The sequence below is a fragment of the Stenotrophomonas sp. SBJS02 genome, assembly GCF_020428325.2.
Classification (GTDB): Bacteria; Pseudomonadota; Gammaproteobacteria; order Xanthomonadales; family Xanthomonadaceae; genus Stenotrophomonas; species Stenotrophomonas africana.
Map to the genome: position 1 here is coordinate 2,992,844 of NZ_CP109812.1, position 26,994 is coordinate 3,019,837.

Annotated in this window: 24 protein-coding genes, 6 tRNA genes and 1 pseudogene; 12 read left to right on the plus strand and 19 right to left on the minus strand. The window is 66.5% G+C overall.

What is annotated here, in order from left to right:
- The 5 genes from FQS62_RS13870 to FQS62_RS13890 all read left to right on the plus strand — a co-directional run bounded on the left by FQS62_RS13870 (position 1) and on the right by FQS62_RS13890 (position 706).
- A tRNA-Glu gene (locus tag FQS62_RS13870) sits at positions 1–76 on the plus strand.
- Between the two features lie 185 nt (positions 77–261).
- Positions 262–337 (plus strand) — tRNA-Ala (locus FQS62_RS13875).
- A 49-nt stretch (positions 338–386) separates the two neighbouring features.
- Positions 387–462 (plus strand) — tRNA-Glu (locus FQS62_RS13880).
- A 45-nt stretch (positions 463–507) separates the two neighbouring features.
- Positions 508–583 (plus strand) — tRNA-Ala (locus FQS62_RS13885).
- Between the two features lie 47 nt (positions 584–630).
- Positions 631–706: transfer RNA gene (locus FQS62_RS13890), tRNA-Glu, on the plus strand.
- Positions 707–849: 143 nt separating this feature from the next.
- Here FQS62_RS13890 and FQS62_RS13895 read toward each other — a convergent pair.
- Positions 850–1,266 carry a GNAT family N-acetyltransferase gene (locus FQS62_RS13895; RefSeq protein ID WP_049443549.1) on the minus strand — a complete coding sequence of 139 codons (417 nt, stop codon included), beginning with the start codon at positions 1,264–1,266 and terminating at the stop codon, positions 850–852.
- Positions 1,267–1,343: 77 nt separating this feature from the next.
- Here FQS62_RS13895 and FQS62_RS13900 point away from each other — a divergent pair, with 77 nt between their 5' ends.
- The gene (locus FQS62_RS13900) at positions 1,344–2,300 is read left to right on the plus strand and encodes an SOS response-associated peptidase family protein (protein WP_049443547.1); all 957 of its coding nucleotides are present in this window, start codon (positions 1,344–1,346) and stop codon (positions 2,298–2,300) included.
- Between the two features lie 10 nt (positions 2,301–2,310).
- On the opposite strand, the gene FQS62_RS13905 is transcribed toward FQS62_RS13900, so the two are convergent.
- Positions 2,311–2,691, minus strand: coding sequence for a response regulator (locus FQS62_RS13905; protein WP_049443545.1), 381 nt, complete (start codon positions 2,689–2,691; stop codon positions 2,311–2,313).
- 132 nt (positions 2,692–2,823) lie between these two features.
- On the opposite strand from FQS62_RS13905, the gene FQS62_RS13910 reads away from it, so the two are divergent.
- The 3 genes from FQS62_RS13910 (at position 2,824) to FQS62_RS13920 (ending at position 5,078) form a co-directional block, all read left to right on the plus strand.
- Positions 2,824–2,909: transfer RNA gene (locus FQS62_RS13910), tRNA-Leu, on the plus strand.
- Positions 2,910–2,979: 70 nt separating this feature from the next.
- Positions 2,980–3,441 carry a GNAT family N-acetyltransferase gene (locus FQS62_RS13915; protein WP_226053634.1) on the plus strand — a complete coding sequence of 154 codons (462 nt, stop codon included), beginning with the start codon at positions 2,980–2,982 and terminating at the stop codon, positions 3,439–3,441.
- A gap of 197 nt (positions 3,442–3,638) precedes the next feature.
- On the plus strand, positions 3,639–5,078 hold the full coding sequence (locus tag FQS62_RS13920; RefSeq protein WP_099589147.1) for a GGDEF domain-containing protein: 1,440 nt from the start codon (positions 3,639–3,641) through the stop codon (positions 5,076–5,078).
- On the opposite strand, the gene FQS62_RS13925 is transcribed toward FQS62_RS13920, so the two are convergent.
- A complete protein-coding gene (locus FQS62_RS13925; RefSeq protein WP_208042858.1) occupies positions 5,075–6,901 on the minus strand; it encodes a methyl-accepting chemotaxis protein in 1,827 nt (608 codons plus the stop codon). The genes FQS62_RS13920 and FQS62_RS13925 overlap by 4 nt on opposite strands.
- Positions 6,902–7,155: 254 nt before the next feature.
- Entirely contained in the window at positions 7,156–7,740 is a 585-nt protein-coding gene (locus FQS62_RS13930) for a GNAT family N-acetyltransferase (RefSeq protein ID WP_226053633.1), read from the minus strand.
- Positions 7,741–7,851: 111 nt separating this feature from the next.
- On the opposite strand from FQS62_RS13930, the pseudogene FQS62_RS13935 reads away from it, so the two are divergent.
- Positions 7,852–8,939 (plus strand): annotated as a pseudogene (locus FQS62_RS13935) (DUF5694 domain-containing protein).
- A gap of 38 nt (positions 8,940–8,977) precedes the next feature.
- On the opposite strand, the gene FQS62_RS13940 reads toward FQS62_RS13935, so the two are convergent.
- The 10 genes from FQS62_RS13940 to FQS62_RS13985 form a co-directional block, all read right to left on the minus strand.
- On the minus strand, positions 8,978–9,208 hold the full coding sequence (locus FQS62_RS13940; protein WP_049443534.1) for a hypothetical protein: 231 nt from the start codon (positions 9,206–9,208) through the stop codon (positions 8,978–8,980).
- Positions 9,209–9,270: 62 nt separating this feature from the next.
- Entirely contained in the window at positions 9,271–11,460 is a 2,190-nt protein-coding gene (locus FQS62_RS13945; protein WP_088480923.1) for a PAS domain S-box protein, read from the minus strand.
- Between the two features lie 207 nt (positions 11,461–11,667).
- Positions 11,668–14,055 carry a Tex family protein gene (locus tag FQS62_RS13950; RefSeq protein ID WP_208042857.1) on the minus strand — a complete coding sequence of 796 codons (2,388 nt, stop codon included), beginning with the start codon at positions 14,053–14,055 and terminating at the stop codon, positions 11,668–11,670.
- Between the two features lie 207 nt (positions 14,056–14,262).
- Entirely contained in the window at positions 14,263–14,478 is a 216-nt protein-coding gene (locus tag FQS62_RS13955; protein WP_005410085.1) for a hypothetical protein, read from the minus strand.
- Positions 14,479–15,229: 751 nt separating this feature from the next.
- Complete coding sequence (locus tag FQS62_RS13960) at positions 15,230–15,682, minus strand: hypothetical protein (protein ID WP_049444626.1); 453 nt, start codon at positions 15,680–15,682, stop codon at positions 15,230–15,232.
- Positions 15,679–15,882, minus strand: a complete 204-nt coding sequence (locus tag FQS62_RS13965) for a PspC domain-containing protein (RefSeq protein WP_010484929.1) — start codon at positions 15,880–15,882, stop codon at positions 15,679–15,681. The genes FQS62_RS13960 and FQS62_RS13965 overlap by 4 nt, the downstream gene beginning before the upstream one ends.
- Before the next feature lie 65 nt (positions 15,883–15,947).
- Entirely contained in the window at positions 15,948–16,322 is a 375-nt protein-coding gene (locus FQS62_RS13970) for a YfeK family protein (protein WP_049444649.1), read from the minus strand.
- Between the two features lie 51 nt (positions 16,323–16,373).
- Positions 16,374–17,441: a class III poly(R)-hydroxyalkanoic acid synthase subunit PhaC gene (locus FQS62_RS13975; RefSeq protein ID WP_049444628.1), complete on the minus strand. Its 1,068-nt coding sequence runs from the start codon at positions 17,439–17,441 to the stop codon at positions 16,374–16,376.
- The gene (phaE, locus tag FQS62_RS13980) at positions 17,438–18,502 is read right to left on the minus strand and encodes a class III poly(R)-hydroxyalkanoic acid synthase subunit PhaE (protein ID WP_049444630.1); all 1,065 of its coding nucleotides are present in this window, start codon (positions 18,500–18,502) and stop codon (positions 17,438–17,440) included. The genes FQS62_RS13975 and phaE overlap by 4 nt, the downstream gene beginning before the upstream one ends.
- A 22-nt stretch (positions 18,503–18,524) precedes the next feature.
- On the minus strand, positions 18,525–19,139 hold the full coding sequence (locus FQS62_RS13985) for a CDP-alcohol phosphatidyltransferase family protein (RefSeq protein WP_049444631.1): 615 nt from the start codon (positions 19,137–19,139) through the stop codon (positions 18,525–18,527).
- Positions 19,140–19,483: 344 nt separating this feature from the next.
- On the opposite strand from FQS62_RS13985, the gene FQS62_RS13990 reads away from it, so the two are divergent.
- Positions 19,484–20,134 (plus strand): class I SAM-dependent methyltransferase, encoded by a 651-nt coding sequence (locus FQS62_RS13990; protein WP_088480957.1) that lies wholly within the window; start codon positions 19,484–19,486, stop codon positions 20,132–20,134.
- A gap of 64 nt (positions 20,135–20,198) precedes the next feature.
- On the opposite strand, the gene FQS62_RS13995 is transcribed toward FQS62_RS13990, so the two are convergent.
- From FQS62_RS13995 to FQS62_RS14015, 5 genes are all read right to left on the minus strand, one after another.
- Positions 20,199–21,560 carry an MATE family efflux transporter gene (locus FQS62_RS13995; RefSeq protein ID WP_208043641.1) on the minus strand — a complete coding sequence of 454 codons (1,362 nt, stop codon included), beginning with the start codon at positions 21,558–21,560 and terminating at the stop codon, positions 20,199–20,201.
- Between the two features lie 117 nt (positions 21,561–21,677).
- Positions 21,678–22,307 (minus strand): DUF2239 family protein, encoded by a 630-nt coding sequence (locus tag FQS62_RS14000; RefSeq protein WP_049444651.1) that lies wholly within the window; start codon positions 22,305–22,307, stop codon positions 21,678–21,680.
- Positions 22,308–22,431: 124 nt separating this feature from the next.
- Positions 22,432–22,920 carry an NUDIX hydrolase gene (locus FQS62_RS14005; protein ID WP_208043640.1) on the minus strand — a complete coding sequence of 163 codons (489 nt, stop codon included), beginning with the start codon at positions 22,918–22,920 and terminating at the stop codon, positions 22,432–22,434.
- Between the two features lie 42 nt (positions 22,921–22,962).
- A complete protein-coding gene (locus FQS62_RS14010) occupies positions 22,963–23,472 on the minus strand; it encodes a DUF1249 domain-containing protein (RefSeq protein WP_049444638.1) in 510 nt (169 codons plus the stop codon).
- A gap of 168 nt (positions 23,473–23,640) precedes the next feature.
- The gene (locus FQS62_RS14015; protein ID WP_049444639.1) at positions 23,641–24,462 is read right to left on the minus strand and encodes a posphoenolpyruvate synthetase regulatory kinase/phosphorylase PpsR; all 822 of its coding nucleotides are present in this window, start codon (positions 24,460–24,462) and stop codon (positions 23,641–23,643) included.
- A gap of 144 nt (positions 24,463–24,606) precedes the next feature.
- Between FQS62_RS14015 and ppsA the strand changes: the two genes are divergently transcribed.
- Positions 24,607–26,985, plus strand: coding sequence for a phosphoenolpyruvate synthase (gene ppsA, locus FQS62_RS14020; protein ID WP_049444640.1), 2,379 nt, complete (start codon positions 24,607–24,609; stop codon positions 26,983–26,985).
- Positions 26,986–26,994 lie beyond the last annotated feature (9 nt).

Below are 26,994 nucleotides of genomic sequence, written 5' to 3' on the forward strand. Positions count from 1 at the left end.
GTCCCCATCGTCTAGAGGCCTAGGACATCACCCTTTCACGGTGGCGACCGGGGTTCGAATCCCCGTGGGGACGCCACTCATCACGAACAACGAGGACCCGGCCGATAACCGGGTCTTTTTTGTTCACCGCCTACCGGCATTCAGCTTGTGGCGTTGCGGTTCCCCTGCCCTCGTGGTTGCGGTTGAACCGGAACGAAAAAAAGTTCAAAAAAGACTTCCACAAACGTGAACACGCAGGTATGATAGGCGGCTCGGTAACACGGGGCCATAGCTCAGCTGGGAGAGCGCCTGCATGGCATGCAGGAGGTCAGCGGTTCGATCCCGCTTGGCTCCACCACTTTCGACATTAGGCCGTCGAAGGTTCTACAACTTGAAGTTTTTCGTGCGTCCCCATCGTCTAGAGGCCTAGGACATCACCCTTTCACGGTGGCGACCGGGGTTCGAATCCCCGTGGGGACGCCAGTTTCAAAACGGACTCTGCTCCCGGCAGATCATCCGGAGTTTCATGGGGCCATAGCTCAGCTGGGAGAGCGCCTGCATGGCATGCAGGAGGTCAGCGGTTCGATCCCGCTTGGCTCCACCACTTCGACATTAGGCCGTCGAAGCATCTACAACTTGAAGTTTTCGTGCGTCCCCATCGTCTAGAGGCCTAGGACATCACCCTTTCACGGTGGCGACCGGGGTTCGAATCCCCGTGGGGACGCCAATTATTTGAAACCCCGGCTTCGGCCGGGGTTTTTCTTTGCCTGCGATCTGCCGTCAAACCGTCCTATCCATGCATGGCATGGATCTACCGGGCTCCTGCAGTAGATCCGCGCCATGCATGGATGGCCTCACCTCGACCACACCTCAGAACCGGCGATACATTCCGATCGATGCCGGCGCGGTGGGCGCGAAACCAAACTGCGCGTACAAACGATGCGCTTCACCATCGGCGAGCAGGCTGACGTATGCCGACGGCGGCAGGTTCGCCTGCATCCAGCCATCCAGGCGGCGCATCACCTCCTTGCCCAGCCCCTGTCCCTGCAGCCGTGGCAGCACGGCGATATCGCAGACCTGCAGGTGGCAACCGCCATCACCCACGATGCGCCCCATCGCCACCAGCTCGCTGCCCTGGTACGCACAGACACCAAACAGCGTATTGGGCAGTGCGCGCGTTGCCGCCTCCTGGCTCTTGGCGCTGAGGCCCGCCAGTACACGCAGCTGGCAGTAGTCCTCGACCGTGGGCACGCCCTCGCGGAATTGGCAGGCGATGGAATTGTTCATGCAGTATCTCCCTGTAGGTCGGGCTATCCTGCCGCATCCACGTCGCAGCCGCTGCGACCCATGCCGGCAGAACATCCATGTGCTATTCCGCCCTGATCCGCGCCGACTACGCCAAGCTGGTCCGCGAGTTCGGCGCCATCCTGTCGTTGGAAGAATTCGCGGAGCTGTACGCACACGATCCCGGCAAGAAGCGCCCGAAGACGCCCAAGGCCATGGACGACGGCTTTGCCGCTGCGCGCACCGAGCAGGGCCGTGACATCGTTGCAAAGATCCAGCAATGGCATGCGCAGGAACGCCAGGATCTCGAGGCGGAGCTGTCGCGCCAGCGCGAGCGGCGCGATATCGCCAACGCCACCCTGGCGACCCGCCCCACCCAGAAGGCACGCAACGACCTGCGCGTGGCCGGCAATCGCATCGAGCGCGCGCAGTCCCGCCTGGAAGACCTGCACCGGGTACAGCTGCTGCCACGCGACAACCGCATCTTCCCAGGCACCTACGCACCGGTGATGGTCAGCGAGAACGGCAAGCGCGTGATCAAGCCGATGCGTTACCAGTGCCGGCTGCCGGACAAGCCCGCGCGCAACGACGTGCTTTATCCGGGTACCTACAACGCGCGGCGCGACAGCCTGGAAGGCTATTGGCGCGGCGCGTTCGGCCTGCGCCATGGCGTGGTGGTGGTGCAGGCGTTCTACGAACACGTACCCCGCCACGCCATCGCCGGGCGCACGCTCGACGCCGGCGAGAAGGAGGATGACGTGGTGCTGGAGTTCCGCCCCGATCCACAGCGCGACCTGCTGCTGGCCTGCCTGTGGGCGGAATGGGAGGGCCCGGAAGGTCGCCTGCTGTCATTCGCCACGATCACCGACACCCCTCCACACGACGTCGCCGCTGCAGGCCACGACCGCGGCGTCGTGCCGATCCGCAGGGAGCACCTGGACGCCTGGCTCAATCCCGATCCGGATGACCTGGCCCGGCAGTACCGGATCCTCGACGACCGTGAGGACATCCGCTACGTGTACGAGGAAGCAGGCTGAAACACAGGCCTCAGGCCTTGACCCGGGAGCGACCCACGGCACGCACCAGCGCCTGGCACAGATCCGCCGACAGGTACGGCTTGACCAGCAGCACGCCGGTCAGCATCGACGCCGGCAACTGCTCGGCCAGCATCCCGGTCGCCAGTACGAACGGCACACCGCGTGCCGACAACGCGGCAGCCACCGGCTCACTGGTCTCGTTCCGGGCCAAGCGGTAATCGAGCAGAGCCACGTCTGGAGAGCTTTCCTTCAACAGGCGCAGTGCCTCATCCACGCTCGCCGCCAACCCGACCACGGTCGCGCCGGCATGCACCAGCTGCATCTGCAGCAGTGCGGCACTCATCTCGTCGTTCTCGACCACCAGCACCCTCAGGTCCTGCAACACTGTCATCGGCTACCGCTCCTGGAGGCATTCAAGCCGCCGCAGTATAGCCATCACAGAGCCGATGCCGACAGGAAGCGCCCCGATCGGCCTTGCCTCTATGAAAGCCCTGCCGACCTCGGTTACACTCGCACGCTGCCTGCCGGTGTGGCGGAATGGTATACGCAGCTGACTCAAAATCAGCCGGGGGTGACCCCATGAAGGTTCGAGTCCTTTCACCGGCACCACAGCATCAAAGGCCAGGTCCCCGACCTGGCCTTTTGCTTTTCCAGGCACGGAGTGACCACACTGCCCGGCATGCCTGCCTCACGTCTGCCGTCACTTCCAGACACCCTGCCCGCACGCCTGCGCGCCCTGCGGGTGGATGATGCGGCCGCATGGTCCCGCTACCTGTCTCTACCGGGCGTGATCGAACACACCAGCTGGAACGAGGTCTCGGAAGCCGCATTGCGCCAGCTGATCGCCGGTTACCTGCCCACGTCCCCCGACCAGCGCTGGGGACTGGTGGATTCAGGCGACCGGCTGATCGGCACCTTCGGCCTGAACGGCATCGACCTCCTGCATGGCCGCGGCGAGCTCGCCTATGACCTCGACCCCCACTGGCAGGGACAGGGATTGGCCACGCAGGCGGCACGCGCGGTGCTTGAATGGGGTCATTCCGCACGCGCCTGGTCCGTATCCAGGCGACCGTGCTGGACAGCAACATCCGCTCGATCGCCGTGCTGGAACGCCTGGGCATGCAGCGCGAAGGGCTCCTGAGCGCCTACCGGCGGGTACGGGGACAGCCCCGTGGCTTCTGGATGTACGCCCACCTCGAAGGCACGGCTAGGTCATCCCCCTGACACACAATTGCGACTTTCGACAAGGTTCGCACTGGATGCGCATCACACTTTTCTTGCCAGCCGCAGGTACATCTGCCTATCGTGATCCCGCCGTATCTGTGGGCGGGGGAATGCATGACGCTGCGTGCTGCACTGTTTTTTCTGGTCGTGCACGCGCTTGTCATCGCTTTGATCGGCCCCCAGGACCCGGTCGGCTCCTACCTCCTGCTGATCTCCGCGCCGCTGCTGGCCGCATTGGCCTGTCTGCGGCGCGCACGCTGCAGCCAGGCCGCCTGCCAATGGCGGACGCTGGGCGCCGCCGTCGCCCTGTTCGCGCTTGCATTGCTGGCCCTGCTGTACCGGAACGTGGCCGGCCTCTCCCCTGCGCAGATGACCGCCTCATCGTTGATCCTGTACGTGTTCTACCGGATTCCACTCATCTACGTCGCTGCCAGCCCGGGGGGCGGGAACCGCTACATCCGTGCAGTGGACTTCGGGATCATCGCGCTGCTGTGGTTGCTGTACTACATGCATGCGCGGGCAATGGCTCCGTTGAACACCGCCTTGTGGACGCAATGCCTGAACACCATGAGCAACGTGCAGAACAGCCTGGTGTTCTGCTTCGCACTGATCCGCTTCCTGGCCGAGGACAATGCGGATCGCCGGGATTTTTTCCGGACGCTGACGATCTACGCGCTGGGTTACTTCCTGCTGGCCTTCTACATCAACACCTACCAGCCGCAGGCGCCGGACGGCAACTGGCAGGACCTGCTGATCAGCGGACTGTTCGTACTGCTGGCGATCATGGCAGGCAGCAACCGCCGCCGCCCTGCAGCGCCGGTATCGCCCAACCTGCGCCGCATCGTCGATGCCGGTGTGCCGCTGATGCTGCCGTTGCTGCTGATGATGGTGGCGCTGCTGGTCGCACGCCTGCAGCCGACCCTGGCCACGATCGGATTCATCGGCGCCCTGCTCGGCTATGCGCTGCGCAGCGTGCTGAGCCAGGCCGAGATCCAGCGCCAGCGCGATGAGCTGGAAACGCTGGCCCGGCGCGATCCGCTGACCGGGCTGGGCAACCGGCGCAGCTTCGATGAATCGCTTGGCGCGGCCCACCGCCGCGCCCGCCGCCAGGGCTTGGGCCTGGCCGTGCTGATGATCGACATCGATCACTTCAAGCGGCTCAATGACACCTACGGTCACCCTGAGGGCGACCGCCGCCTGCGCGCCGTTGCCGCGATCCTCGACGGCTGCCTGCAGCGCGGCGATGACCTGCTGGCCCGCTACGGTGGCGAGGAGTTCATCGCCGCCCTGCCCTCATCCGACACCTCGCATGCGCTGGATCTGGGCGAGCGACTGCGCGCTGCCGTCGAATACGCGGCGTTGCCCGCCCCGGACGGCCACGTGACCATCAGCGTCGGCGTCGCCTGGCAGTCCGCCAGCGACGAGCGCGAGCCGGATGATCTGGTCGACCGCGCCGACCAGGCCCTGTACCGGGCCAAGCACGCCGGCCGCAACTGCGTGCAGCTCGCCCCGGCCAAGGCGGCCGGGGTAGCGACTGCCGGACGCCGCGCCTAGACCGCGTGCAACGCGGCCACCCCATGCGGATGGCCGGCCCCGCCGTGCACACGGAAGCTCGCCACGGTGTGCAGCAGTTGTGCCGACTGTTCCTCCATGCTGCGTGCCGCCGCCGAGGCCTCCTCGACCAGCGCCGCGTTCTGCTGGGTGCCCTGGTCGATCAGATCGACCGCATGGTTCATCTGCTGGATGTCATCACTCTGCTGCTGCGAGGCGGTACTGATCTCGGTCATCAGGTCGCTCACCCGGCGGACGTTGGTCACGATTTCATCCATGGTGCGGCCCGCGCTCTCGACCTGGGCGGTGCCGGCCCCCACATTGGCAACCGACTCGTCGATCAGGTGCTTGATCTCCTTGGCTGCGCTGGCCGAACGCTGCGACAGTTCGCGGATCTCGGTGGCGACCACGGCGAAGCCACGGCCGTGTTCACCGGCACGTGCGGCCTCCACCGCTGCATTCAGCGCCAGGATATTGGTCTGGAAGGCGATGCCGTCGATCACGCCGATGATGTCGACGATGCGCCGCGACGACGCATTGATCACCGCCATTGTCTCGACCACCTCATGCACCACGCTGCCACCACGCGCAGCGACATCGGCCGCGCCACCGGCCAGCTGGCTGGCCTGGCGGGCGTTGGTGGCGGTGCGCTGCACGGTCTCGGCCAGGCCCTTCATCGAAACGGCGGTCTCCTCCAGCGAGGCGGCCTGCTGTTCGGTGCGCTGCGACAGATCGCTGTTGCCCTGCGCGATTTCGGTCGCGCCCACCGCAATGGTGTCGGCAGCAAACTTGATCTGGCCAATGATCGCCGCCATCGCCTCGACCAGCGAGTTCACGCCCTCGCACAGCTCCGCGATCGAACCCTGCTTGTCCTTCATCGCAATGCGCCGGGTCAGATCGCCCTGCTTGGCAGCCGCCACCACCTCCCGGGTCTGCGCCACCGCGCGCTGCATGGCCTGGTTCTGATGCACCTGCGCGGTGATGTCGGTCGCGTATTTGACGACCTTGAACGGCTTCCCGTTGAGGTCGAGGATGGGGTTGTAGGAGGCCTGGATCCATACCTCGCGCCCGCCCTTGCCCAAGCGACGATATTGGCCGGCATCGTATTCGCCGCGTCCGAGTTTCTCCCAGAAGCGACGATACTCATCACTGCTGCGGTGATCCGGCTCGACAAACAGCGAATGATGCTGCCCGCGCACTTCATCCAGGCTGTAGCCGGTGACCGTGAGGAAGTTCTCGTTGGCCGAGAGAATGCGCCCATCCATGCTGAATTCGATCACCGCCTGCGATTTGGCGATCGCGGCCAGCTGCCCGGCCGAATCGGCCGCCTGCAGTTTCTGCGCGGTGATGTCGGTGGCGAACTTGACCACCTTGTACGGCCGCCCCTGGCGGTCCAGCACGGGGTTGTACGAGGCCTGGATCCAGATCTCGCGCTGCCCCTTGCCGAAGCGGCGGTACTGTCCGGCGTCATATTCGCCGCGCCCCAAGCGCGCCCAGAAGTCGCGGTATTCGGCGCTGCGCGCCTGTTCGGGGTCAACGAACAGGGAATGATGTTTGCCCTGGATCTCCTCCAGCCGGTAGCCCATCGCCTGCAGGAAATTGTCATTGGCCTGCAGGATGGTGCCGTCGAGCGCGAACTCGATGACCGCCTGCACGCGATGCAGCGCCGCGATCTGGGCTTCAAGTTCGGCGCGGTCGGTTGCCGCCGGCTCGGTGCGGGTGCGCTGCTGCGGCGCAAGGGCGCCCAGCAGCGCGCGCCACGGCGACCAGCGGGTATGCAGCTCGGCCGGCGCCTGCGCGCCCGCCGTGAAGCCTGGAATGAGCATTGTCTGATCCTCGGTGTCCGGTAAGCGGTTGCGACCCGACGGGCGGGATGCCCGGCGGCAACTTCAGTTGCTTGGGACTACAGGTACCGGCAGGCACCCCTCGAGCGGCTGGCAAGAACGTCTGGTGCGGGTGCGATCGGCATAGGGAACGGCGGAACACACAGCGCGGACCGCCCATCCAGGGCAGCCAGGGGTCCTGCAGCGGGGGACTGGAGCGGGATCCAGAGGGGATATCGGCGATCGGGTTCGGGGCTTTAGCGGGATTCCGCGACGTCCGTCGCAACTCCAGGCATATGCGCAGGAATGCGATAGACGATCGCCGTGTACTTCACTTGCTGCTCACGCGCAACGGGCACGCCCCCCAGGGATTCGGCCAGACGCCGGCTCGGTGCGTTCTGCTCGGCCACCGGATAGCGGAATGCTGCGCATCGCAGGCGCCCGGAAGCCCACGACCACACCGCCGCCACGGCTTCCCGGCCATAGCCCTGCCCATGCATCGCTTCGTCGATCCAGATGCCGAGCTCGGGCTCGGCGTCCATGGTCCGATGCAGGCCGGCCAGACCAAGGAAGGCGCCATCGTCACGTCGGCGAATGACAAAGGTGATGTCCGTGCCCTTGGCGATGGTGGGCAACCACGCCTGCCAGACCGCAGCGAAGGCCTCCTCAGACGGCGGCGGTTCGAAGGCCATGTAGCGTGTCAGTCCCGGCGTGATCGCGGTGAACGCCTCATCGGCATCCGCCGCCGTGAAAGGCCGCAGGCACAACCTCGCACTTTCGATCACCCGGTTGCCTGGGGTCATGTCCTGCACCACGTTTCCATTGAATCCAGCCTCGCTCATGAGACGCATGCAACGCAAGCCGAAAGGGCCATGACCAACGGGGGATTCCCCGGGGCAGGGAAACGGCCAGCATGCAGTGACCTGAAGGATGTTCGCGGACACGGAGATCACATGCTTGCACGCTTGGCCAGCTACCTCTTCCTGGGACTGTGCAGTACCGGTGCCCTGGCTGCCGATGCCGCCTATCGGCCGTCCTTCCATCCCGACCAGCTGAAGGGTCCACCTGCGGGTCGCCCGAACGAGGTGCTGGTGCTGGCAGCCCGCATCTGTCCAGCCTGCCGAAGACCTTCAGGCCAGCCATGCTGGAACCCCTGCTGCAGCGTCTGCAGGCCTGGCAGCCCACGGTGATCGCGGTCGAGAACCTGTCCGGCCTGCAGTGCGACTTCATGCGTCGCAATCCAGGCCGCTACGCCGGAAGTGTCGAGGACTACTGCGTCGATCCAGCGCCGGCGCAGGCAGCAACCGGCCTGGACGTTCCCAGCGCCAATGCCGAGATGGAACGTCTGCTTGCGGAATGGCCGGGCACACCCACCGCCGCCCAGCGGCGACGGTTGGCCGCGGTTTTCCTCGCTGCGGGCGAGAACGGTTCGGCCGTCGTGCAATGGCTGCGGTTGCCCAGCGAAGAGCGCCGTGCCGGTGACAGCCTGACGCCCGAGCTGGTGCGCTACCTCGACACCCGCATGGCCAGGCCGGACGAAGTGGGCATGGTCGCAGGGGTACTGGCCGCACGGCTGGGGCTGGAACGGCTGTGGTCGGTCGACGACCACACCGCGGATTCGCCCACGCCGGAATCGCGAAGGAAAGCCTACATCGCAGCCATCCGGGCCGCTTGGGACAATCCATTCGTCAAGACGCGAATGGCCGCTGACGAGCCGCTCGAAGCCAACCTCGACAAACCCGAGGGGCTGCTCGCGATGTATCGCGCCTACAACACCTCGGACGCCGCGATGATGGCTTACAACAGCGACTTCGGTGCGACCCTGGTGGAACCATCTCCCGAGGGCTTCGGCCGCAACTATGTGGGCTACTGGGAAACCCGCAACCTGCGCATGGTCGCCAACATGCGGGATGTGCTGGGCCAGCACCCAGGCACCCGCATGCTGACCATCGTCGGCGCCTCGCACAAGGGCTACTACGAGGCTTACCTCAACCTGATGCACGATGTGCAGCTGGTCAGTTCGGATGAAGTATTACGCTGACGCAACATGACATGGGGATGCGGTCACCCTCCACCGCATCACTCCACTGCGTTCCTGCCCGCCCGCCACAACACGATGCTGGCGGCACCGATGCAGGACAGCGTGAACACCAGCAGGGCGGCCGCGCCGCCCTGCAGTACCGGCAGCAGGGCCTGCGCGTGCAGATCGCCGCGCAGCTGTTCCGCACGCAGGCAGGCGGCCAGGGCCAAGCACCAGCCAACCAGAGCCGGGGCGAAGGCACGCACCGTTACCGGATTGCAGACATTCATGGGGTCACCTGTACGTGGGGAAGTGCGCGGAGTATTCGCGCACGCCCTCTCACAGGCTGAGATCAGCCGTCGGTCGGGTCGATGTCGTCGCCCGGCAGCTCACTGGCCTCGCCCTGCACCTGCACGTTGTTGCGACCCATTGCCTTGGCCCGGTAGCACTGGGCATCAGCCGCCGCCACAGCCTGGTCCACGCTCATCCCACCCGCCAGTGGCGCGATACCGATGCTGGCGCCCACATGCAGGCGGTCCCGGTCCCACGGAATCGACAGCGATGCCAAGGTGTGCAGCAGTTCACCGCCGATGCGGGCCGCGCGGCGCGGCGTACACCCGGAAAGGATCACCGCGAACTCGTCGCCGCCCAGCCGCGCCACCACGTCCGAATCGCGCACCCCGTGACGCAGCACGCTGGCCACCGCCCACAGCACGGCATCGCCGGCCAGATGGCCCCAGGTGTCATTGATCGGCTTGAACCTGTCCAGATCGATGTACATCAGCGACGCGGCCTGGCCGGTACGTTCAACGCGGGTGATCGCCTGCTGCAGGTGCACCTCGAAGCCACGGCGGTTGCTCAGTTCGGTCAGCGGGTCGATCTCGGCCAGGTGCCGTGCCTCGCGCTGGCGGGCACGCTGCTGGGTATCGTCGCGCAGCACCCAGACCGCGCCGCGAACGTGGCCCTCGTCATCGCGCAACCAGGCGCGGGTGAGGTCCACCGGCACCGTGGCAGTACCCAGGCGCAGCAGCAGGTCGGCATGCAGGTCCACCGCGTTGCTTTCCGGATCCAGCAGTACCGACACGTCCAGCACCGACCCCGGCGCGTACTCGGTGGTCAACGCCAGCACGTCCTGCACCTTGTGCCCGGCCAGCGACAGCGCACCGTCGCCCGCCAACGTGCGCACCGCGGCGGCATTGGCATAGTCGATACGGCCATCCAGGCTGACACTGAGCACCAGGTCGGCCACCGCATCCAGCGTGATACGGCTGCGCTGCTCGCTCTCGAACAGGCGCTGCTCGCTGCTGCGCTGGGCGCTGATGTCCTGGATCTGCGACACGAAATGCAGCGGCTCGCCGTGCTCGTTGCGCACCAGCGATACCGACAGCCGCGCCCAGATCACGCGTCCATCGCGATCGAGGTAGCGTTTCTCCAGGTGGTAGTGGCTGCGCCGCCCAGCCAGCAGGTCCTGCACCAGGGCCAGATCGGTCTGCAGGTCATCGGGATGGGTCAGCCGCTGGAAATCGACCTGCAGCAGCTCTTCGCGGGGGTAGCCCAGGATCCGGCACAGTGCGTCATTGACGTCCAGCCAGCGGCCTTCCAGCGACACCAGCGCCATGCCCAGCGCCGCACTGGTGAACGCGCCGGCGAACTTCTCCGCCGACAGGCGCGCCTCGGCGCGCGCCTGCAGGATCTCGGTAATGTCGATCGCCATGCCGACGTAGCCAATACGCGCTCCGTTGGCGCCTTCCATGCGGCTGATCGACAGGCGCACCTGGCGTGACTGGCCATCCTTGCGCCGCAGCGTCCATTGCCGCGAGTAGGTCTGTCCGTCAGCACGCGCGCTCAGCGCCTCGAACACGCCGGGCAGATTGCCATCAGCATCGGCCAGCGGCTGCAACCAGGCCTGCAGTTCGGCCGGATCATGGAAGGCATCGAGGCGGCGCTGGCCGACGACCTCCGACGCGGTGTAACCGAGCAGGCGCTGTGCGCCGGTATTGAACAGGGTGATGGTGCCGTCGGTATCGGTGGCGATCACCGCAACCTCGTCAGAGGCATCGACCACCGCCTGCAGGCGCTGGCGGGTCTCGGCCGCATCCTGGCGGGCCTGCTGCAGCTCGGTCACATCCGCATGGGCACCGGCCATCCACAGCGGTTTGCCCTGCCCATCCCACTCAAAGACCCGGCCGCGGTCCTGGATCCAGATCCACTGGCCGTTCTTGTGGCGCATGCGCAGCAGGCAGGCGTAGTTGTCGGCGCGCCCTTCAAAATGCTCATCCAGCGCTGCATCGGACACCGCGATGTCATCCGGGTGCACCAGCTTCAGGAAGGTCTTCTGGCAGATCGGTTCCAGTTCTTCCAGGCGGTAGCCGACGATCTCGGCCCAGCGCGCGTTGACCCGCATCTCGCCGGTCTGCACGTTCCATTCCCAGGTGCCCGCAGCAGTGCCATCGATGATCATCGCCAGCCGGCGGCGCTCTTCGGACAGCTCCTGCAGGCGCCGCTCAAGCAGCCCGTTGCCGTTGTTTCCCTGGCCTGCCATCACTCCGGTCCCCTGCCGGCACGGGCAGGCGCCGACCGCAGCGAAACGCTGCAGCCTGCGACGAAGACGGCGGGTCGTGCTGGCGTCATGGCCCTCCCCAGCGACAGCGGGGAGGCCGAACGCCCCCCTCAGGCGCAAGTGTGCGCAATCACGGGGAAAACCGACAAGTCCCCCGCCCCGGATCAACCGTGACGGGGGGCACGATCCTCAGCTGCGCCTGGCCCGTGCGAAGGCCTCGGCGAGGGCGTTGTTGGCCGGCGGCGCAGACTGGGCGGGACGGCTGGTGGCGCCCTGGCCGCGGTTCGGCCCACGGTTCTGGCCGCCCGCGTCACGGCGAGGCCCCTGCCCCTGGCCTCGCTCATCGCGCTGGGCAGGGCGGCTCGTGGCCTGGCCGGGGGTATCGTCCAGGCGCCGGGTCAGGGCGATGCGCTTGCGCGCCACGTCCACCTCCAGCACCTTCACCTTGACGATGTCGCCGGCCTTGACCACGTCGCGCGGGTCCTTCACGAAGGTATCGGACAGCGCCGAGATGTGGATCAGGCCATCCTGGTGCACGCCGATATCGACAAAGGCACCGAAGGCGGCCACGTTGCTCACGACGCCTTCCAGCACCATGCCTTCGCGCAGGTCCTTGATGTCCTCGACGCCCTCGGCAAAGCGCGCGGCCTTGAACTCCGGACGCGGATCGCGGCCCGGCTTTTCCAGTTCCTTCAGGATGTCGCGCACGGTCGGCACGCCGAAGGTGTCGTCGGTGAACTGTTCTGCCTTCAGGCCACGCAGGAAGCTGCCATCACCGATCAGCGCCTTGATCGGGCGCGCGGTGCTGGCCACGATGCGCTCGACCACCGGATAGGCTTCCGGGTGCACCGCCGAGGCGTCCAGCGGCTGGTCACCATCGGCGATACGCAGGAAGCCCGCGCACTGTTCGAAGGTCTTCTCGCCCAGGCGCGCGACCTTGAGCAGGTCCTTGCGACGCTTGAACGGGCCGTTGTCGTCACGATGGCGCACGATGTTCTCGGCCACCGTGGCCGACAGGCCGGACACCCGCGACAGCAGCGCGGCCGAGGCGGTGTTCACGTACACGCCGACCGCGTTCACGCAGTCCTCCACGCGCGCGTCCAGCGCCCGCGCCAGCCGGTACTGATCCACGTCGTGCTGGTACTGGCCGACACCGATCGCCTTGGGATCGATCTTGACCAGTTCGGCCAGCGGGTCCTGCAGGCGGCGCGCGATCGACACCGCGCCACGCAGCGACACGTCCAGGCCCGGGAATTCCCTGGCCGCGAACTCGGAGGCCGAGTACACCGAGGCACCGGCCTCGCTGACCACCACCTTCTGCAGCTTCGGGTTGCCAGCGGCCTTGATCGCTTCGCCGGCCAGCTTGTCGGTCTCGCGGCTGGCGGTGCCGTTGCCGATCGCGATCAGCTCGACGTTGTGCTTGGCGCACAGCTGCTTGATCGTCTGCAGCGACTGCTCCCACTGACGGCGGGGTTCGTGGGGGTAGATGGTGTCGGTGGCGACCAGCTTGCCGGTGGGATCGACCACGGCGATCTTGCAACCGGTGCGGATACCCGGGTCCAGCCCGAGCACGGTCTTCGGGCCGGCCGGAGCCGCCAGCAGCAGGTCCTTCAGGTTGTCACCGAACACGGCGATGGCCTCGGCCTCGGCCTTCTCGCGGGCCTGGTTGAACAGGTCCAGCAACAGATGGGTGTGCAGCTTGGCGCGCCAGGTCAGGCGGCAGGCATCCAGCAGCCAACGGTCGGCGGCACGGCCCTGGTCGGCAATCCCGGCCTTGCGCGCCACGCGCCCTTCGGCGTACTGGTGGCCGGCCTCGGCATCGCTGCCCGGGTCCAGTTCCAGGAACAGGATCTCCTCACGGCGCGCACGGAACAGTGCCAGCAAGCGGTGCGATGGAATCTTCGCCAGCGCCTCGGCATGCTCGAAGTAATCGCGGTACTTGGCGCCTTCGGTTTCCTTGCCCTCGGCCACGCGGGCACGGATCACGCCGGTCTCGCCCAGCCAGGTGCGCAGCTCGCCGACCAGCGCGGCATCTTCGCCCCAGCGCTCCATCAGAATCGCGCGCGCGCCTTCCAGCGCGGCCTTGGTATCGGCCACGCCCTTGTCGGTGTCGACGAAGGTGGCCGCGAACGTCTGCGGGTCCTTCGTCGGGTCGGCCAGCAGGCCATCGGCCAGCGGCTCCAGGCCGGCCTCGCGGGCGATCTGGGCGCGGGTGCGGCGCTTGGGCTTGTACGGCAGGTACAGGTCTTCCAGGCGGCTCTTTGTATCGGCGGCCAGGATGTCGTTGCGCAGTTCGTCGCTGAGCTTGCCCTGCTCGCCGATGCTGGCCAGCACCGCCGCACGGCGATCCTCCAGCTCGCGCAGGTAGGTCAGGCGCACTTCCAGATTGCGCAGCTGGGTGTCGTCCAGGCCACCGGTCACTTCCTTGCGGTAGCGCGCAATGAACGGAACGCTGGCGCCCTCGTCGAGCAGCCCGACGGCGGCGCGTACCTGGGCGGACTGGGCACCGATCTCGTCGGCGATGGTCTGGGCGATCTGCTGGGCGAGCGCGCTCTGTGCGTTCTTGGCGTCGTGCATTGCTTCAGGTCTGTGCCGCGGTTCGGGAAGACCCCATTCTGGCAATCCACGACGGAGCCGGACAAGGCATTGACAGGGGGCGAGGTTCAGCGGCGGGGCCGGATTGGACGCCGGCATCCTGGCAACGAGAGGGCTCGGACTGGCCCTGGGCTGGGATGCCGGCGCGGGCGCGCGATGGTGGGCGCGCCCTGCCGCGTGTTGCGGAGGTCAGCGGTAGTGGCGGGCGGCGCGCTGCATGACGATCTCGTCACGCATGCCTTCCAGGGCCATCAGGCGGACCTTGCCGACACCCTGCAGTTCCATGAACCGCTCCGTGTAGAACTCCGGCCCCAGCGCGGTGTCGGCGCGGGATTTACTGAAGCCGTAGGGCACCACGCCCTTCTCGCCATCCTTGCTACCACCGACATAAAGAACGATTGCCATGTGATGTATTCCTCCAAATTGCTACTGCGTACTGCACTCGATGAGCGATGCTGCGAGCTCATCGAGGGAGAGCTTACCGCGTCGAACCTGACTGGAACGTCACGAAGGCTAATGACGATCGGTTGCATGCAGATGACTGCGGGATCGCAGCAGAATGCTTACGGATCTTTAACTTCCGGCTAACGAATCCGCGGGGATTCCCGCCAACGGCGCAGCCCCTCGTGGCTTGGTCGCGAAATGCGCTTCATGTGATTGGGTCGGTCGGGGTGGGTTCGCGGGACACGCCGTAAACCCGTCCATGGGGGCTCGATGGCGCCATCCATGGCGCCAACGGTCCCGCGAACCCACCCCGACCGACCCCCGACAGTTTTCGGGCACGTCCAGCCACGGAAAAGAAAAAAGAAGACCAAAAGCAAAAGCGGCCTGGCCGGCTCGCTTTTTGTAGAGCCGAGCCCATGCTCGGCTGCTTTCAGGCCAGTCCGCGAAGCCGAGCGCGGGCTCGGCTCTACACGAGCAAGCGCAGCGCGCGACCCGCTTTTGCTGTTCTTTATTCTCTTCCGTGGCTTGGCGCGCACGGAAATTGTCAGCGGCCGGGTGGGTGGGGGTGGCGGGGTATCCGCGGCATGGATGCCGCGGCTAAGCCCCCATGGATGGGTTCACGGCGTCCCCGCCAGCCCCACCCACCCGGCCAGCCCCCAGGAAGCAGGCATTCCGCGACCAAGCCACGAGGGGCTGCGCCGTCGGCTGGAAACTACGGCCACCAGCCGTGCCCGAACCGGGCGAAATGATCGGCCGCGCGCTCGAACGGGTTGCGCGCACTCACCCCGCCGCACAGCAGGTACACCGGCAGGTACAGCGGCCCCAGCACCATGTACTGGTACACGTGTGCGCGTTCGTGATCATCCAGCCGGATCAGCGGCTCCACGCCCCACCCGGCCTGGTGCGCATAGGTGCGGCAGGAGATGCCCAGGTCATGGCCGGTGTGCAGGATCACATTGCCCAGCGTGATCGCCCCACCCGGTCCCCACGGCCAGCGGTCGAACACCAGCGCACAATCACGGCCGCTCCAGCGCACTGTTGCGCCACCCAGCATGCCGGCCAGGCCGCCGATCACACCGAACAGTGAATTGGGTGACGTCCACACCGCGCCCAGCACCTGCAGCGCGCGCAGCCAGACCGGCCAGGGCTCTGGAACGGTCTTCAATCGGCCTCGTTCGGCATCAGCAGCCACAGGATCAGGTAGACCAGGATGCCGGGGAAAGCCGCCGAGCCGATCGAGACCAGCACAAACACGATCCGTACCAGCGTGGGGTTCCAGCCGAAGCGGTGGGCGATGCCGCCCATCACGCCGGCAATCATGCGGTCGTTCAATGAACGTGACAGCGTGCGCGGCGTGGTGTTCATGGCAGTCCTCCAAGGCTACGGGAAAAAGCAGTCGAGCATGGCTCGACTCTACACCGCCCCCATGTCTACGGCGTGCGGTGGCGCAGGGCCTGCAGGCGTGCGCCGAACCAGGCGGCTGCGGTCTGTTCAGGCTGCCCCGGGCACTGGATGCGATAGGGCTTGCCGCTCATGCTGCTCTGGCTGGCGGCGCGCTCGATGAACTGCTCGGCGCTGTCCACCATGTCCTTCTTCAGCAGGTAGTCGTACTTGCGCTGCAGGTGCGCGCGCGCATCGCTGCCGTCGTACCAGCTGCCATTGCGCTGGAACCGGCATTGGGAGCCGTCCAGGCTGGAGATCAGCTGGGCGATCTCCCGCCGTGCATCCGCACTGGGTGCGGCCTGCGCAACAGGGGCAGCCAGCAGCAGCGTGGCAAGCAGCAACGAAATCCTTCGCGACATCATCATTCTCCATGCAGTCGAGCATGGCTCGACGCTACAAAAACGAAGCAGGCCTTACGCGTCGCGCGCCTTCAGCCAGCCATCGATCGTGGCCGGCACTTCGCGCTGCGCGCGGCCGGACACGTAGATGCCGATATGGCCGCCACGGAAACTGGACTCGGTGTAGTCCTCGGTGCCCAGGCGTCCACGCATCGCGCGCGAGGCATCCGGCGGCACCAGATGGTCCTGCTCGGCATAGATGTTCAGCACCGGCAGGGTCACCTGCGACAGATCCACCGCTTCCTCGCCGATCCGCACCGTGCCGTTCATCAACCCGTTGCCCTGGTAGAACTGCTTGATGAAGTCGCGGAAGGCCTCGCCCGCCAGGTCCGGTGAATCGAAGATCCACTTCTCCATGCGCAGGAAATCCTCCAGCGCCGCCTTGTCATCGAGGATGTCGAGCAGGCCCACGTACTTCTGCACGTTCAGGCGGAACGGCTTGAGCATCAGGTAACTGGCATTCATCAGGTCGGCCGGGATGTTGCCCAGCGTGTCCACCAGCAGGTCCACGTCCACCTGCTGCGCCCAGTGCGAGAGCATGTTGTCGGCGGTGTGGAAATCGACCGGGGTGACCATGGTGATCAGCTTGCCCAGCTTCTGTCGGCGCAGCGCGGCGTAGCACAGCGCGAACACGCCGCCCTGGCAGATGCCGAGCAGGTCGACCGGTCCACCACTGCGCGCGCGCAGCGCATCGACCGCGCCATCGATGTAGCGCAGCAGATAGTCCTCCAGGGTCTGGAAGCGCTCCGAGCGGTCCGGATAGCCCCAGTCCAGCACGTAGACGTCCTGGCCCAGCGCCAGCAGCTTCTGCACCAGCGAACGGTCGGCCTGAAGGTCGACCATGTACGGCCGGTTGACCAGCGCGTAGACGATCAGCAGCGGCGTGCGCCGGGTCGGTGCCTGTTCGCCGACGAAGCGGTACAGCACCACCTTGCCGTCGCGCCAGACTTCCTCGCGGGCGGTTACGCCATAGTCCACGTCTTCCACCTGCGGCAGCAGCTTCAGGCCTTCCATCAGCTTGCGCTGCATGGCCAGGGTTTCCTGCATCAGGTCATCGGCGTTGAAGCCCAGCGGTCCCTTCATCGGTCACGCGTCCGAGTGGAAGTGCGAGGTGCAGCCTTCTTCGCAGGCGCCTCTTTCGCAGCCGCCTTCTTTACCGGCGCGGCCTTCTTCGCGGCCTTGCGCGCGACCGGCTTCACCTTCGCCGGCGCCGGCTGTGCCACCGGATCGACGTTGCCCGTACCGGCCATGGCCACCACCTGTGCCTGCAGGCGACGCAGGCTGCGCTCCAACTCGGCGATGCGGCGGTGCGCGGCGTCCATCTCGCTGCGGGTCGGCAGGCCGATACGTTCACTCATCTGTTCCACCTCGCGCTGCAAGCCGGCGCGCAAGCGCATCTGTGCGTTGCCCAGCGCGGCATAGACCTGCTGGAACGGCTCGGACATGGCGACCTTGGCGTAGGCCTCCTCGGCCACTTCGATCCACAGGTCGAACATCGCGCGGGCGCTGGTCAACTGGCTGCCGGGCTGCTCGTGCTCGGCGAGGCGCTGCTCGAACAGCGCGAAGGCCTCGTCCAGCGCCTGCTTGATCTGATCGACGTAGGCGCGCGAATGCTGCTGGTACTCCTCCTGCGCCCGCAGCAGCGCCTGCCAGCGCGCCTGGTGCTCGCGGCCGGGGCCGAACGCCGGGCTCTGCAGCCACGGGCCAGCCTGCAGCTGGAACTGCTGCAGCCATGCAGCGAATTCGGGCACGGCGGCGCCGGCCTGGGTGCTGCCACGAGCGCCTTGCAGCATCCACTGCAGCATGCCGTCGCCCTGCCCCTGCACCGCCTCGCGCCAGGCCTGGGCCACATCAGCGCTGCTGGCGTCGCGGCCGGCGAAGCGCGCAGCGACCTCCTGCATGGTGCCGTACCAGCTGCCCGCCTGTTCGCGGAAACGGCGCACCGCATCTTCCGGCGCGCCCTGCCCCTGTTCGGGCAGCAGTTGACCCCACCAATCGAACAGCCGCTTCCAGCTGCCGGGGTCGTCGCCAGCCGGCGCACCGGGCGTGGTCGCATGGCGCAGGGCATCGCCCCAGGCGCCGAAATACTGCCGGGCCAGCGTCTCGAAATCGCTGCTGCCGGCATCATGGGCCGAGCTGGTCATCGCAGGCCTCCGCAGGACTGGCTCATGGCTTGGGGATACGCAGGGTCTTGCTGATCATCAGCGACCCGGACAGGGCGAACAGCAGCACCATCGGATGCAGCTGCCACGGACCGATCTGCCACTGGCCGAACCAGATGTCCCGACCGATGGCGCCGGTGCCGGCAGCGATCGCCAGCACGATCACCAGCACCAGGCTGGTCGGGATCGGGGTGCCTTCGAAATACGTGACCTTGCCCTCGTCGCCGGCCAGTGCCTCGGCGGTGACGTTGTAGCGCGCCAGGCGGCTGACGCCGCAGCAGACGAAGTAGCTCAGCACCAGCCAGTCCCAGCCGCCCTGCATGCCGCAGGCATACGCCAGCGCCGCCGGGGCCACGCCGAAGGAGATCACGTCTGACAGCGAATCCAGCTCGCGGCCCAGGGTGGAACTGGACTTGCGCCAGCGCGCGATGCGCCCGTCGAGGGCGTCGAAGATGAAGGCCAGCGGGATCAGTGCCATGCCGAACAGCAGGTAGCCACGCTCGCCATCCTGCAGGAAGCGCATCGCGGCAAACACCGCACCGGTGCCGCAGAACGCATTGGCCAGGGTGAACCAGTCGGCCAGCTGGAATTCGCGCAGCATCGAGAAGTGACGTTTCATGGAGTCTCACGGGGCATCAAGGCCCACAGGTTACCGCGAGCGCCACCGCCGGCGACAGCGCCGACGGGACTGATTCTTCACCGCTCCCTCACCCACCCTCACCGGCGGTGAATTTTTCGCCACCCATCTTGACAGCCTAGGGGGGTGGCGCCTGTCGCGGCTTATCCACAAAGTTGCCCACGCGTAATCCACACCCCCTGTGGACAACCAGATCTCACCGACTACGACGGTGGACATTTCCTCATCACCCTGGAGCGGGGTTTCCCTACTTCCCAAGCCACAAGGTCGGCGCTATGGTCACCGGCGGACCCGCCGCCGCCACGTCCGAAACTCTGAAACGGACGATGATGATGCTGGATGCTCCCACCCTGGCCGCACAGCTGCGGCAGCCCCATGGCGAGGCCGCGCTGGCGGTCGCCGACTCGATGAACCGCAGCAACGGCGCACTCAATCTGGCCTCGATCGGGCTGCTGGCCGTTGGCGCTGGCGAACGGATCCTGGAGGTCGGCCCGGGCAATGCGGCCTTCGCGCCGCTGATGCTGCAGGCCGCCGGCAGCCACTATCTGGGCATCGAGCTGTCAACGGCCATGGTCGAGGCCGGCAACCAGCGGCTGGCCAGCGCCGGGTTGACCGAGCGTGCGGCGATGCGACATGGCGACGCCCATGCGCTGCCGGTCGCCGATGCCGCGATGGATGCCGCGCTGGCGATCAACACCCTGTACTTCTGGCCGAACCTGGCCCCGGTGCTGGACGAGCTGGCGCGGGTACTGCGCCGGGGTGGCCGCCTGTGCCTGGCCTTTGGTGATGCCAGCTTCATGCGCAGCCTGCCATTTGCCGCCGACTTCCAGCTGCATGAGCTGGACGCGGTGGAGCTTGCCCTGCGTGTGTCCGGCTTCCGCGTGTCGGCCTGGCGGAGCCACCGGGAATCCACGGCCGGCAATGACGGCCAGACCCGCGAAAAGCACTTCCACCTGCTGCTGGCACATCGGCGCTGAAGTGGTAGAGCCGGCCGCTGGCCGGCTGCCCCGGCCATTCCGGATTGCCGGCCAGCGGCTGGCACTACCCAGCCTGCACCCGCCGCCAGCGAGCAAAACAGAGCACCTGGATCACCAGCATGGCCACCAGTCCCAACGGCCACGCCCACCACAGCCCCGGCAGACCCTGCCGCGCCTGCAGCCACATCGCCAGCGGCAGCTCCAGCAGCAACACGGCAGCCATGCCCAGCAACGCTGGCAACAGCACCGTGCCGCTGCCGCGCATCACTCCGACCAGCACCGCACTGCCTCCCATCGCCAGCACGCCCCACACCACCGTGCGCAACTGCTGCGTGGCCAGATCGCGCGCCTCTGCAGCCGCCAGGATCAAGCCAGTCAGCCATGGCGCCAGCGCCATCACCAGCAGCACCACGACTGTCAGCATCGCCAGACCCAGCATCACCCCGGTGCGGGCGATGGCGGGCAACCGCTCCGTACGCCTGGCACCCATCGCATGCGCCGCGAGGATGGCGGCGGTAATACCCAGCGACATCGCCGGCAGCTGCACCCAGCTCATCAACTGGTTGACCGCACCGTAGGCGGCCGTGGCGGTATATCCGTGGCGATTGATCCAGCCCAGCAACACGATTTCGGCAATGGCCAGGCTGAGCATCTGCAGCGAAGACGGTACGCCGATGCGCAGCATCGAACGGATGAGCGCTCCATCGAAGCGGATGGCTTGCAGCAACTCATGCCCCGGTGCCAGCGGGTGCCCCATCCGCTGCCACCGCCACATCAGCCAGGCCAGGGCCAGCAGCGAGGCGAGCGCCGCCGAGACTGCCGCACTGGCCGAGCCCAGCCGTGGCAGGCCGGCCCAGCCCAGGATCAGCAGCGGCGTGCACAGCAGGCCAACCACCGTGGCCAGCAGCAGCGCATGCAGCGGTGTCTTCGGGTCGCCCACCGCACGGCTCACCGCAGTGGCCAGCCACAGCAGGAAGAACGCCGGTGCCGCCAGCAGCAGAACACGGGCATAGACGATGGATTCGTCGAGGATCTGCGCTGGCGTGCCCAGTGCCGCCAGCAGCTGTGGCGCGAAACCGCCGCCCACCGCCATCACCAGCACTGACAACAGCAGAATCAGTGCCACCGCACTGCCGGCCACCGCGCGAGCCTGTTGCGGCCGGCCCGCGCCCCAGGCCTGGCCGATCAGCACCATCGCGCCGGTCGCCAAGCCCATTACCAGGGCCAGCAGCAGGAAGAAGACAGGGAAGAACGCCGCGGCGGCGGCCACCGCCTGCGTACCCAGCAGATGGCCGAGGTAGATATTGTCCAGCGTGCCTGCGGCCAGCTGCAATGCGTTGGTCAGCAGCATCGGCAGCAGCAGGGTCAGATAGGTGCGCCAGAGGGGCGGCGCGAACGGGGGGATGGGATGTGCGGGGGTGTCCATGGGGTTCTCTGGGCAAGGCGCCGCCCTGCCCGGCGTTTCCGCCAGCAAAGCAAGCACAGGGGAGCGGGTGGTAGCCCGCGATCAGGTGGCGCCGCCGCTCAACGACGGCTCGATGGCTCAGCTGTCGGCGTGGTCCGAAGAATCATCGAAAGCCAGGCGCAGGGCGTGATCGCGCACATCCTCGGGCCAGCTGCGCAGCGCCATTTCCAGGCCCGCCCGGTCGTGCGCGAACAGGACACGGATCGCTTCCTCGAAACCCGGAAGGTCACCGGCGATGGTCTGCAGGAAGTGATAGGCACGCTCGCTGTGACGGCGCTGCCGGTCCTTGTCCGCACCGGCCCGGCTGGCCGCCTCCACCAGCCTGCGCAGAACCACGGAGGCTCCACCCGGCTGTTCTGCCAGCCATGCCCAGTGGCGCGGCAGCAACGTCACTTCGCGGGCGACCACGCCCAGCTTGGGGCGGCCGCGGCCGCGCGGGGCAACAGGTGCGTCTTCGAGAGCGATTCCGGCGTCCGCTTCCACGGCCGATGGAAACGCCTCCGCCACCCGCGCCAGCAGTTCTGCGTCGCAACCGCGCGTATCGAAATCACGGGTGCGGCCGGTAGCGTTGTCGAACACGAGCAGCGGACCGGCAGCGTTGTCGGCGCGCAGCTGCTTCAACGCCAGCGCAGCCACTTCCCGGGTACCGGAAGCGACCAGGCGGTGGCCGTCGAAGCAGCTGAAGGGAGGGAGTCGGGACGCAGGCATGGCACTGACATCAGAGGCGATGCGCAAATATTGCCCGGGTAATTTGATTCCGTCAATATTGCCCGGGTATTAATCGATCAGAAGAGGGCGTCAACCAAGGTTGGTACCCACCAGATCCCCGAAGTCACAGCCGGCTGTAGGACCAGCTCACCATGCGGCCATCCTTGTACGGCATCACGCCGTGGAACGGGCGCGGATCGGCGTCGAACACCAGCGGCAGGAAGTTGCGGTCGCCCTCCCACATCGGCAGCGTGTCCAGCTTGTCCAGGTCCACCCACTCCAGCGTGCCTTCGTGGTTGCCACCATGTGGAGTGCCCTCGAATCCATCGACGACGAACACGAAGCCCAGCCAGTCTTCGCCGTGCTTGCCGAAACCCGGCCAGCTGATGGTGCCGCGCAGGCGCATGCCGGTGCAGTCGATGCCGGCTTCCTCGGCGATTTCGCGGCGCATGCCTGCCGCGACGTCTTCGGTCGGTTCGATCTTGCCGCCCAGCCCGTTGTACTTGCCCAGGTGGTGGTCACCGGGCCGGGTGTTGCGGTGGATCATCAGCACCTGGCGACGATCGGGCGACAGCACGTAGCCCAGGGTGGCAACGATCGGGGTATACGGCATGGGGCGGCATCCAGCGGCAGGTCAGCCGTGGATTATGGCCGATCAGCGCACCAGCGACAGGCGGCGCTCGGCAGCCGCACCGGCGCCATCGGGATCGCGGCGCAGGGTGGCCACACCGTGGCCGCGCTCGGCCAGATATTCCAGCCACTTGCCGAGGAAGGTATTCATCCGCATGCGGTGGCTGATCAGCTCCGCCGGCGGCGGGTACAGGCCCATGGTGTCCTGCCAGCGACGGCCCACGTAGCAGTGGGTGGTCTCGGCCTGGCGCGCGTCACGGTACAGGCGCACATAGGCTGACGGATCCGGCTCGCCGGTGACCGGGTCGGCCAGATCGTAGGTCAGGCGCAGTTCCACCGTGTAGCGATGGCACTCGATCACGTCCAGGCGAACATCCAGGCCGTCGCCGATCGAGGAGATGTAGCTGCCCGCCACCAGCCCGGCCGGTTCGAACAGGCGCACCAGGTGGCGGTAGTTTTCCGCGTACAGGCCCATGAGCCAGCTCAACCGGCTCAGGCGGGGAATGCGTTCGGTGCGGGGCAAGGCTCGGGCCATGGGTCGATCCTACACGTTGGCGCTTCAACGTGGGGGCGGGATCACCCCGACCAAAGGGGCTCGGTATCGACCAACGGTCGATACCCACCGTGCAGGAGGGTCGATGCCCCCGCGCAGGAGGGTCATCGCCCCGGAGGTAGGCCACGACCGTTGGTCGTGGCGCACGGATCAATACAGCTCGCGCTGCAGCCCCAACGTGGCCAGCACCTTGCTGGAAATCTCCTCGATCGAGGTGTGGGTGGTGCTCAGGGTCGGAATCCGCTCCATCTGGAACATCACCTCGGCCGCGGCCACCTCCCGCTTGCAGGTGTCCAGGTTGGCGTAGCGCGAGTTCGGGCGGCGCTCCTGGCGGATCTGCTGCAGGCGGTCCGGGTCGATGGTCAGGCCGAACAGCTTGCGCCGGTAGGCACGCAGGCGCGGCGGCAGGCGGTCGCTTTCCAGATCCTCATCGGTCAGCGGGTAATTGGCCGCGCGCACCCCGTAATGCAGGGCCAGGTAGATGCAGGTGGGCGTTTTGCCGGCGCGCGAAACCGCTACCAGGATCACGTCGGCATCGTCGTAATTCACCGCGATGCCGTCGTCATGGGTCAGGGCGAAGTTCATCGCATTGATGCGGCGGTGGTAGGTGTCGAAGTCCACCATGCCGTGGGCCTGGCCAACCCGGGCAAGGCGCGGGCTGGCCAGTTCACGCTCCAGCGGCTCGATGAAAGGTGCGAACACGTCCAGCATCAGCGCCCCGCTGTCGGCCAGGATCAGGCTCAGGCTCTGGTCCACGCAGGAGTTCACCACGATCGGCCGGACCTGGTACCGCTCCCCCGCCGCCTGGATCCGGGCGCAGGCTTCACGCGCTTTTTCGGGGTCGTCGACAAACGACATGCGGTCGGTAATGAAGCTGAATCCGGAGAACTGGGTCAGCAGGCTATGCCCAATGGTTTCAGCGGTGATACCGGTTCCATCGGAAACGTAGAACACCGGACGGATGGTCGACATGCGCGCTTTTACCCCCTACGAAGCTTAAAAAGGCCGTCAGCACAAGCTTGTGCCGACGGTGCTCTGCCCGGCATCATATCGGCTTCTTCCTACGGACGCGGCCACTCAGCCCGCCTCGGGCGATGGCCAAACGGAGCATCGCGCTTGAACGAGAACATCCTGTGGTTGCACGAACTGCGTCTGGCCGATCTGGCCCGCGTAGGCGGCAAGAATTCGTCCCTGGGCGAGATGATCGGCAACTTGGCCGGTCTGGGCGTTTCGGTGCCGGGCGGTTATGCCACCACCGCTGAAGCCTTCAAGGACTTCATCGCGCACAACGACCTGTCCAAGCGCATCTTCGACAAGCTGGCCACGCTGGACGTCGAAGACGTCAACGCGCTGACCGCAGCGGGCAAGGAAATCCGCGGCTGGGTCATCGATGCTCCGCTGCAGCCGCAGTTGGACCAGGACATCCGCACTGCCTACGCAAAGCTGAGCGCCGAAAATGGTGGCGGCGACGTGGCCGTGGCCGTGCGTTCGTCGGCCACCGCCGAGGATCTGCCCGATGCCTCCTTCGCCGGCCAGCAGGAAACCTTCCTCAACGTCACCGGTGCCGACGATGTCGTGCACAAGGTCAAGGAAGTGTTCGCCTCGCTGTACAACGACCGCGCCATCGCCTACCGCGTGCACCACGGCTTCAAGCATGAGGACGTGTTCCTGTCCGCCGGCGTGCAGCTGATGGTGCGTTCGGGCGTCGGTTCCTCCGGCGTGCTGTTCACCCTGGACACCGAGTCCGGCTTCCGTGACGTGGTGTTCGTCACCTCGTCCTTCGGCCTGGGCGAAATGGTCGTGCAGGGCGCGGTCAACCCCGACGAGTACTACGTCTACAAGCCCACCCTGCAGGCCGGCAAGCCGGCGATCCTGCGCCGCTCGCTCGGCAGCAAGGCGATCCGCATGGTGTACTCGGATGTCCCGGGTGAGCGCGTCAGGATCGAAGATACCCCGGCCGAACTGCGCAACACCTTCTCGATCAGCGACGAGGACGTGCAGGAGCTGTCCAAGCAGGCGCTGGTCATCGAGAAGCACTACGGCCGCCCGATGGACATCGAGTGGGCCAAGGACGGTGTCAGCGGCAAGCTGTTCATCGTGCAGGCGCGCCCGGAAACAGTGAAGTCGCGCAGCCACGCCACCCAGATCGAGCGCTTCGCGCTGACCGAAAAGGGCGGCAACGTGCTGGCCGAAGGCCGTGCCGTTGGTGCCAAGATCGGTTCGGGCGTGGCCCGCGTGGTGAAGACGCTGGACGACATGAACCGCGTGCAGCCGGGCGACGTGCTGATCGCCGACATGACCGATCCCGATTGGGAGCCGGTGATGAAGCGCGCCTCGGCCATCGTCACCAACCGTGGCGGCCGTACCTGCCACGCCGCGATCATCGCGCGCGAGCTGGGCGTGCCGGCCGTGGTCGGTTCGGGCAACGCCACCAAGGTCATCGAAGATGGCCAGCTGGTCACCGTCAGCTGCGCTGAAGGCGATACCGGCTTCATCTACGAAGGCAAGCTCGGCTTCGAGCGCACCACCACTGATCTGGGCAACATGCCGCCGGCGCCGCTGAAGATCATGATGAACGTGGCCAACCCGGAACGTGCCTTCGACTTCGGCCAGCTGCCGAACGCCGGCATCGGCCTGGCCCGCCTGGAAATGATCATCGCCAGCCACATCGGCATCCACCCGAACGCGCTGCTGGAATACGACCGCCAGGACGCGGCGACTAGGAAGAAGATCGATGAGAAGATCGCCGGCTACGGTGATCCGGTCAGCTTCTACGTCGACCGACTGGCCGAAGGCATCGCCACCCTCACTGCTTCGGTCGCGCCGAATCCGGTGATCGTGCGCCTGTCGGATTTCAAGTCCAACGAGTACGCCAACCTGATCGGCGGCAGCAACTACGAGCCGCACGAAGAGAACCCGATGATCGGCTTCCGCGGCGCCAGCCGTTACGTCGACCCGAGCTTCTCGGCCGCCTTCGCGCTGGAGTGCAAGGCCGTGCTGCGCGTGCGCAACGAAATGGGCCTGGACAACCTGTGGGTCATGATTCCGTTCGTGCGCACCCTGGAAGAAGGCCGCAAGGTCGTCGAGGTGCTGGAACAGAATGGCCTGAAGCAGGGCGAGAACGGCCTGAAGATCATCATGATGTGCGAAGTGCCCTCCAACGCACTGCTCGCCGATGAGTTCCTGGAGATCTTCGACGGCTTCTCGATCGGCTCCAACGACCTGACCCAGCTGAGCCTGGGCCTGGACCGCGACTCGTCGATCGTCGCGCACCTGTTCGACGAGCGTAACCCGGCGGTGAAGAAGCTGCTGTCGATGGCGATCAAGGCAGCACGTGCCAAGGGCAAGTACGTTGGCATCTGCGGCCAGGGCCCGTCCGATCATCCGGATCTGGCCGAATGGCTGATGCAGGAAGGCATCGAGTCGGTGTCGCTGAACCCGGACACCGTGGTCGATACCTGGCTGCGCCTGGCCAAGCTGAAGGCCAACGGCTGATGCCATGAT

Excerpts from the sequence above, each read along its gene's own strand:
- FQS62_RS13895 (WP_049443549.1), bottom strand. The coding sequence starts at position 1,266 with ATGAACAATTCCATCGCCTGCCAATTCCGCGAGGGCGTGCCCACGGTC.
- FQS62_RS13900 (WP_049443547.1), top strand. The coding sequence starts at position 1,344 with ATGTGCTATTCCGCCCTGATCCGCGCCGACTACGCCAAGCTGGTCCGC.
- FQS62_RS13905 (WP_049443545.1), bottom strand. The coding sequence starts at position 2,691 with ATGACAGTGTTGCAGGACCTGAGGGTGCTGGTGGTCGAGAACGACGAG.
- FQS62_RS13915 (WP_226053634.1), top strand. The coding sequence starts at position 2,980 with ATGCCTGCCTCACGTCTGCCGTCACTTCCAGACACCCTGCCCGCACGC.
- FQS62_RS13920 (WP_099589147.1), top strand. The coding sequence starts at position 3,639 with ATGACGCTGCGTGCTGCACTGTTTTTTCTGGTCGTGCACGCGCTTGTC.
- FQS62_RS13925 (WP_208042858.1), bottom strand. The coding sequence starts at position 6,901 with ATGCTCATTCCAGGCTTCACGGCGGGCGCGCAGGCGCCGGCCGAGCTG.
- FQS62_RS13930 (WP_226053633.1), bottom strand. The coding sequence starts at position 7,740 with ATGAGCGAGGCTGGATTCAATGGAAACGTGGTGCAGGACATGACCCCA.
- FQS62_RS13940 (WP_049443534.1), bottom strand. The coding sequence starts at position 9,208 with ATGAATGTCTGCAATCCGGTAACGGTGCGTGCCTTCGCCCCGGCTCTG.
- FQS62_RS13945 (WP_088480923.1), bottom strand. The coding sequence starts at position 11,460 with ATGGCAGGCCAGGGAAACAACGGCAACGGGCTGCTTGAGCGGCGCCTG.
- FQS62_RS13950 (WP_208042857.1), bottom strand. The coding sequence starts at position 14,055 with ATGCACGACGCCAAGAACGCACAGAGCGCGCTCGCCCAGCAGATCGCC.
- FQS62_RS13955 (WP_005410085.1), bottom strand. The coding sequence starts at position 14,478 with ATGGCAATCGTTCTTTATGTCGGTGGTAGCAAGGATGGCGAGAAGGGC.
- FQS62_RS13965 (WP_010484929.1), bottom strand. The coding sequence starts at position 15,882 with ATGAACACCACGCCGCGCACGCTGTCACGTTCATTGAACGACCGCATG.
- FQS62_RS13970 (WP_049444649.1), bottom strand. The coding sequence starts at position 16,322 with ATGATGTCGCGAAGGATTTCGTTGCTGCTTGCCACGCTGCTGCTGGCT.
- FQS62_RS13975 (WP_049444628.1), bottom strand. The coding sequence starts at position 17,441 with ATGAAGGGACCGCTGGGCTTCAACGCCGATGACCTGATGCAGGAAACC.
- phaE (WP_049444630.1), bottom strand. The coding sequence starts at position 18,502 with ATGACCAGCTCGGCCCATGATGCCGGCAGCAGCGATTTCGAGACGCTG.
- FQS62_RS13985 (WP_049444631.1), bottom strand. The coding sequence starts at position 19,139 with ATGAAACGTCACTTCTCGATGCTGCGCGAATTCCAGCTGGCCGACTGG.
- FQS62_RS13990 (WP_088480957.1), top strand. The coding sequence starts at position 19,484 with ATGATGATGCTGGATGCTCCCACCCTGGCCGCACAGCTGCGGCAGCCC.
- FQS62_RS13995 (WP_208043641.1), bottom strand. The coding sequence starts at position 21,560 with ATGGACACCCCCGCACATCCCATCCCCCCGTTCGCGCCGCCCCTCTGG.
- FQS62_RS14000 (WP_049444651.1), bottom strand. The coding sequence starts at position 22,307 with ATGCCTGCGTCCCGACTCCCTCCCTTCAGCTGCTTCGACGGCCACCGC.
- FQS62_RS14005 (WP_208043640.1), bottom strand. The coding sequence starts at position 22,920 with ATGCCGTATACCCCGATCGTTGCCACCCTGGGCTACGTGCTGTCGCCC.
- FQS62_RS14010 (WP_049444638.1), bottom strand. The coding sequence starts at position 23,472 with ATGGCCCGAGCCTTGCCCCGCACCGAACGCATTCCCCGCCTGAGCCGG.
- FQS62_RS14015 (WP_049444639.1), bottom strand. The coding sequence starts at position 24,462 with ATGTCGACCATCCGTCCGGTGTTCTACGTTTCCGATGGAACCGGTATC.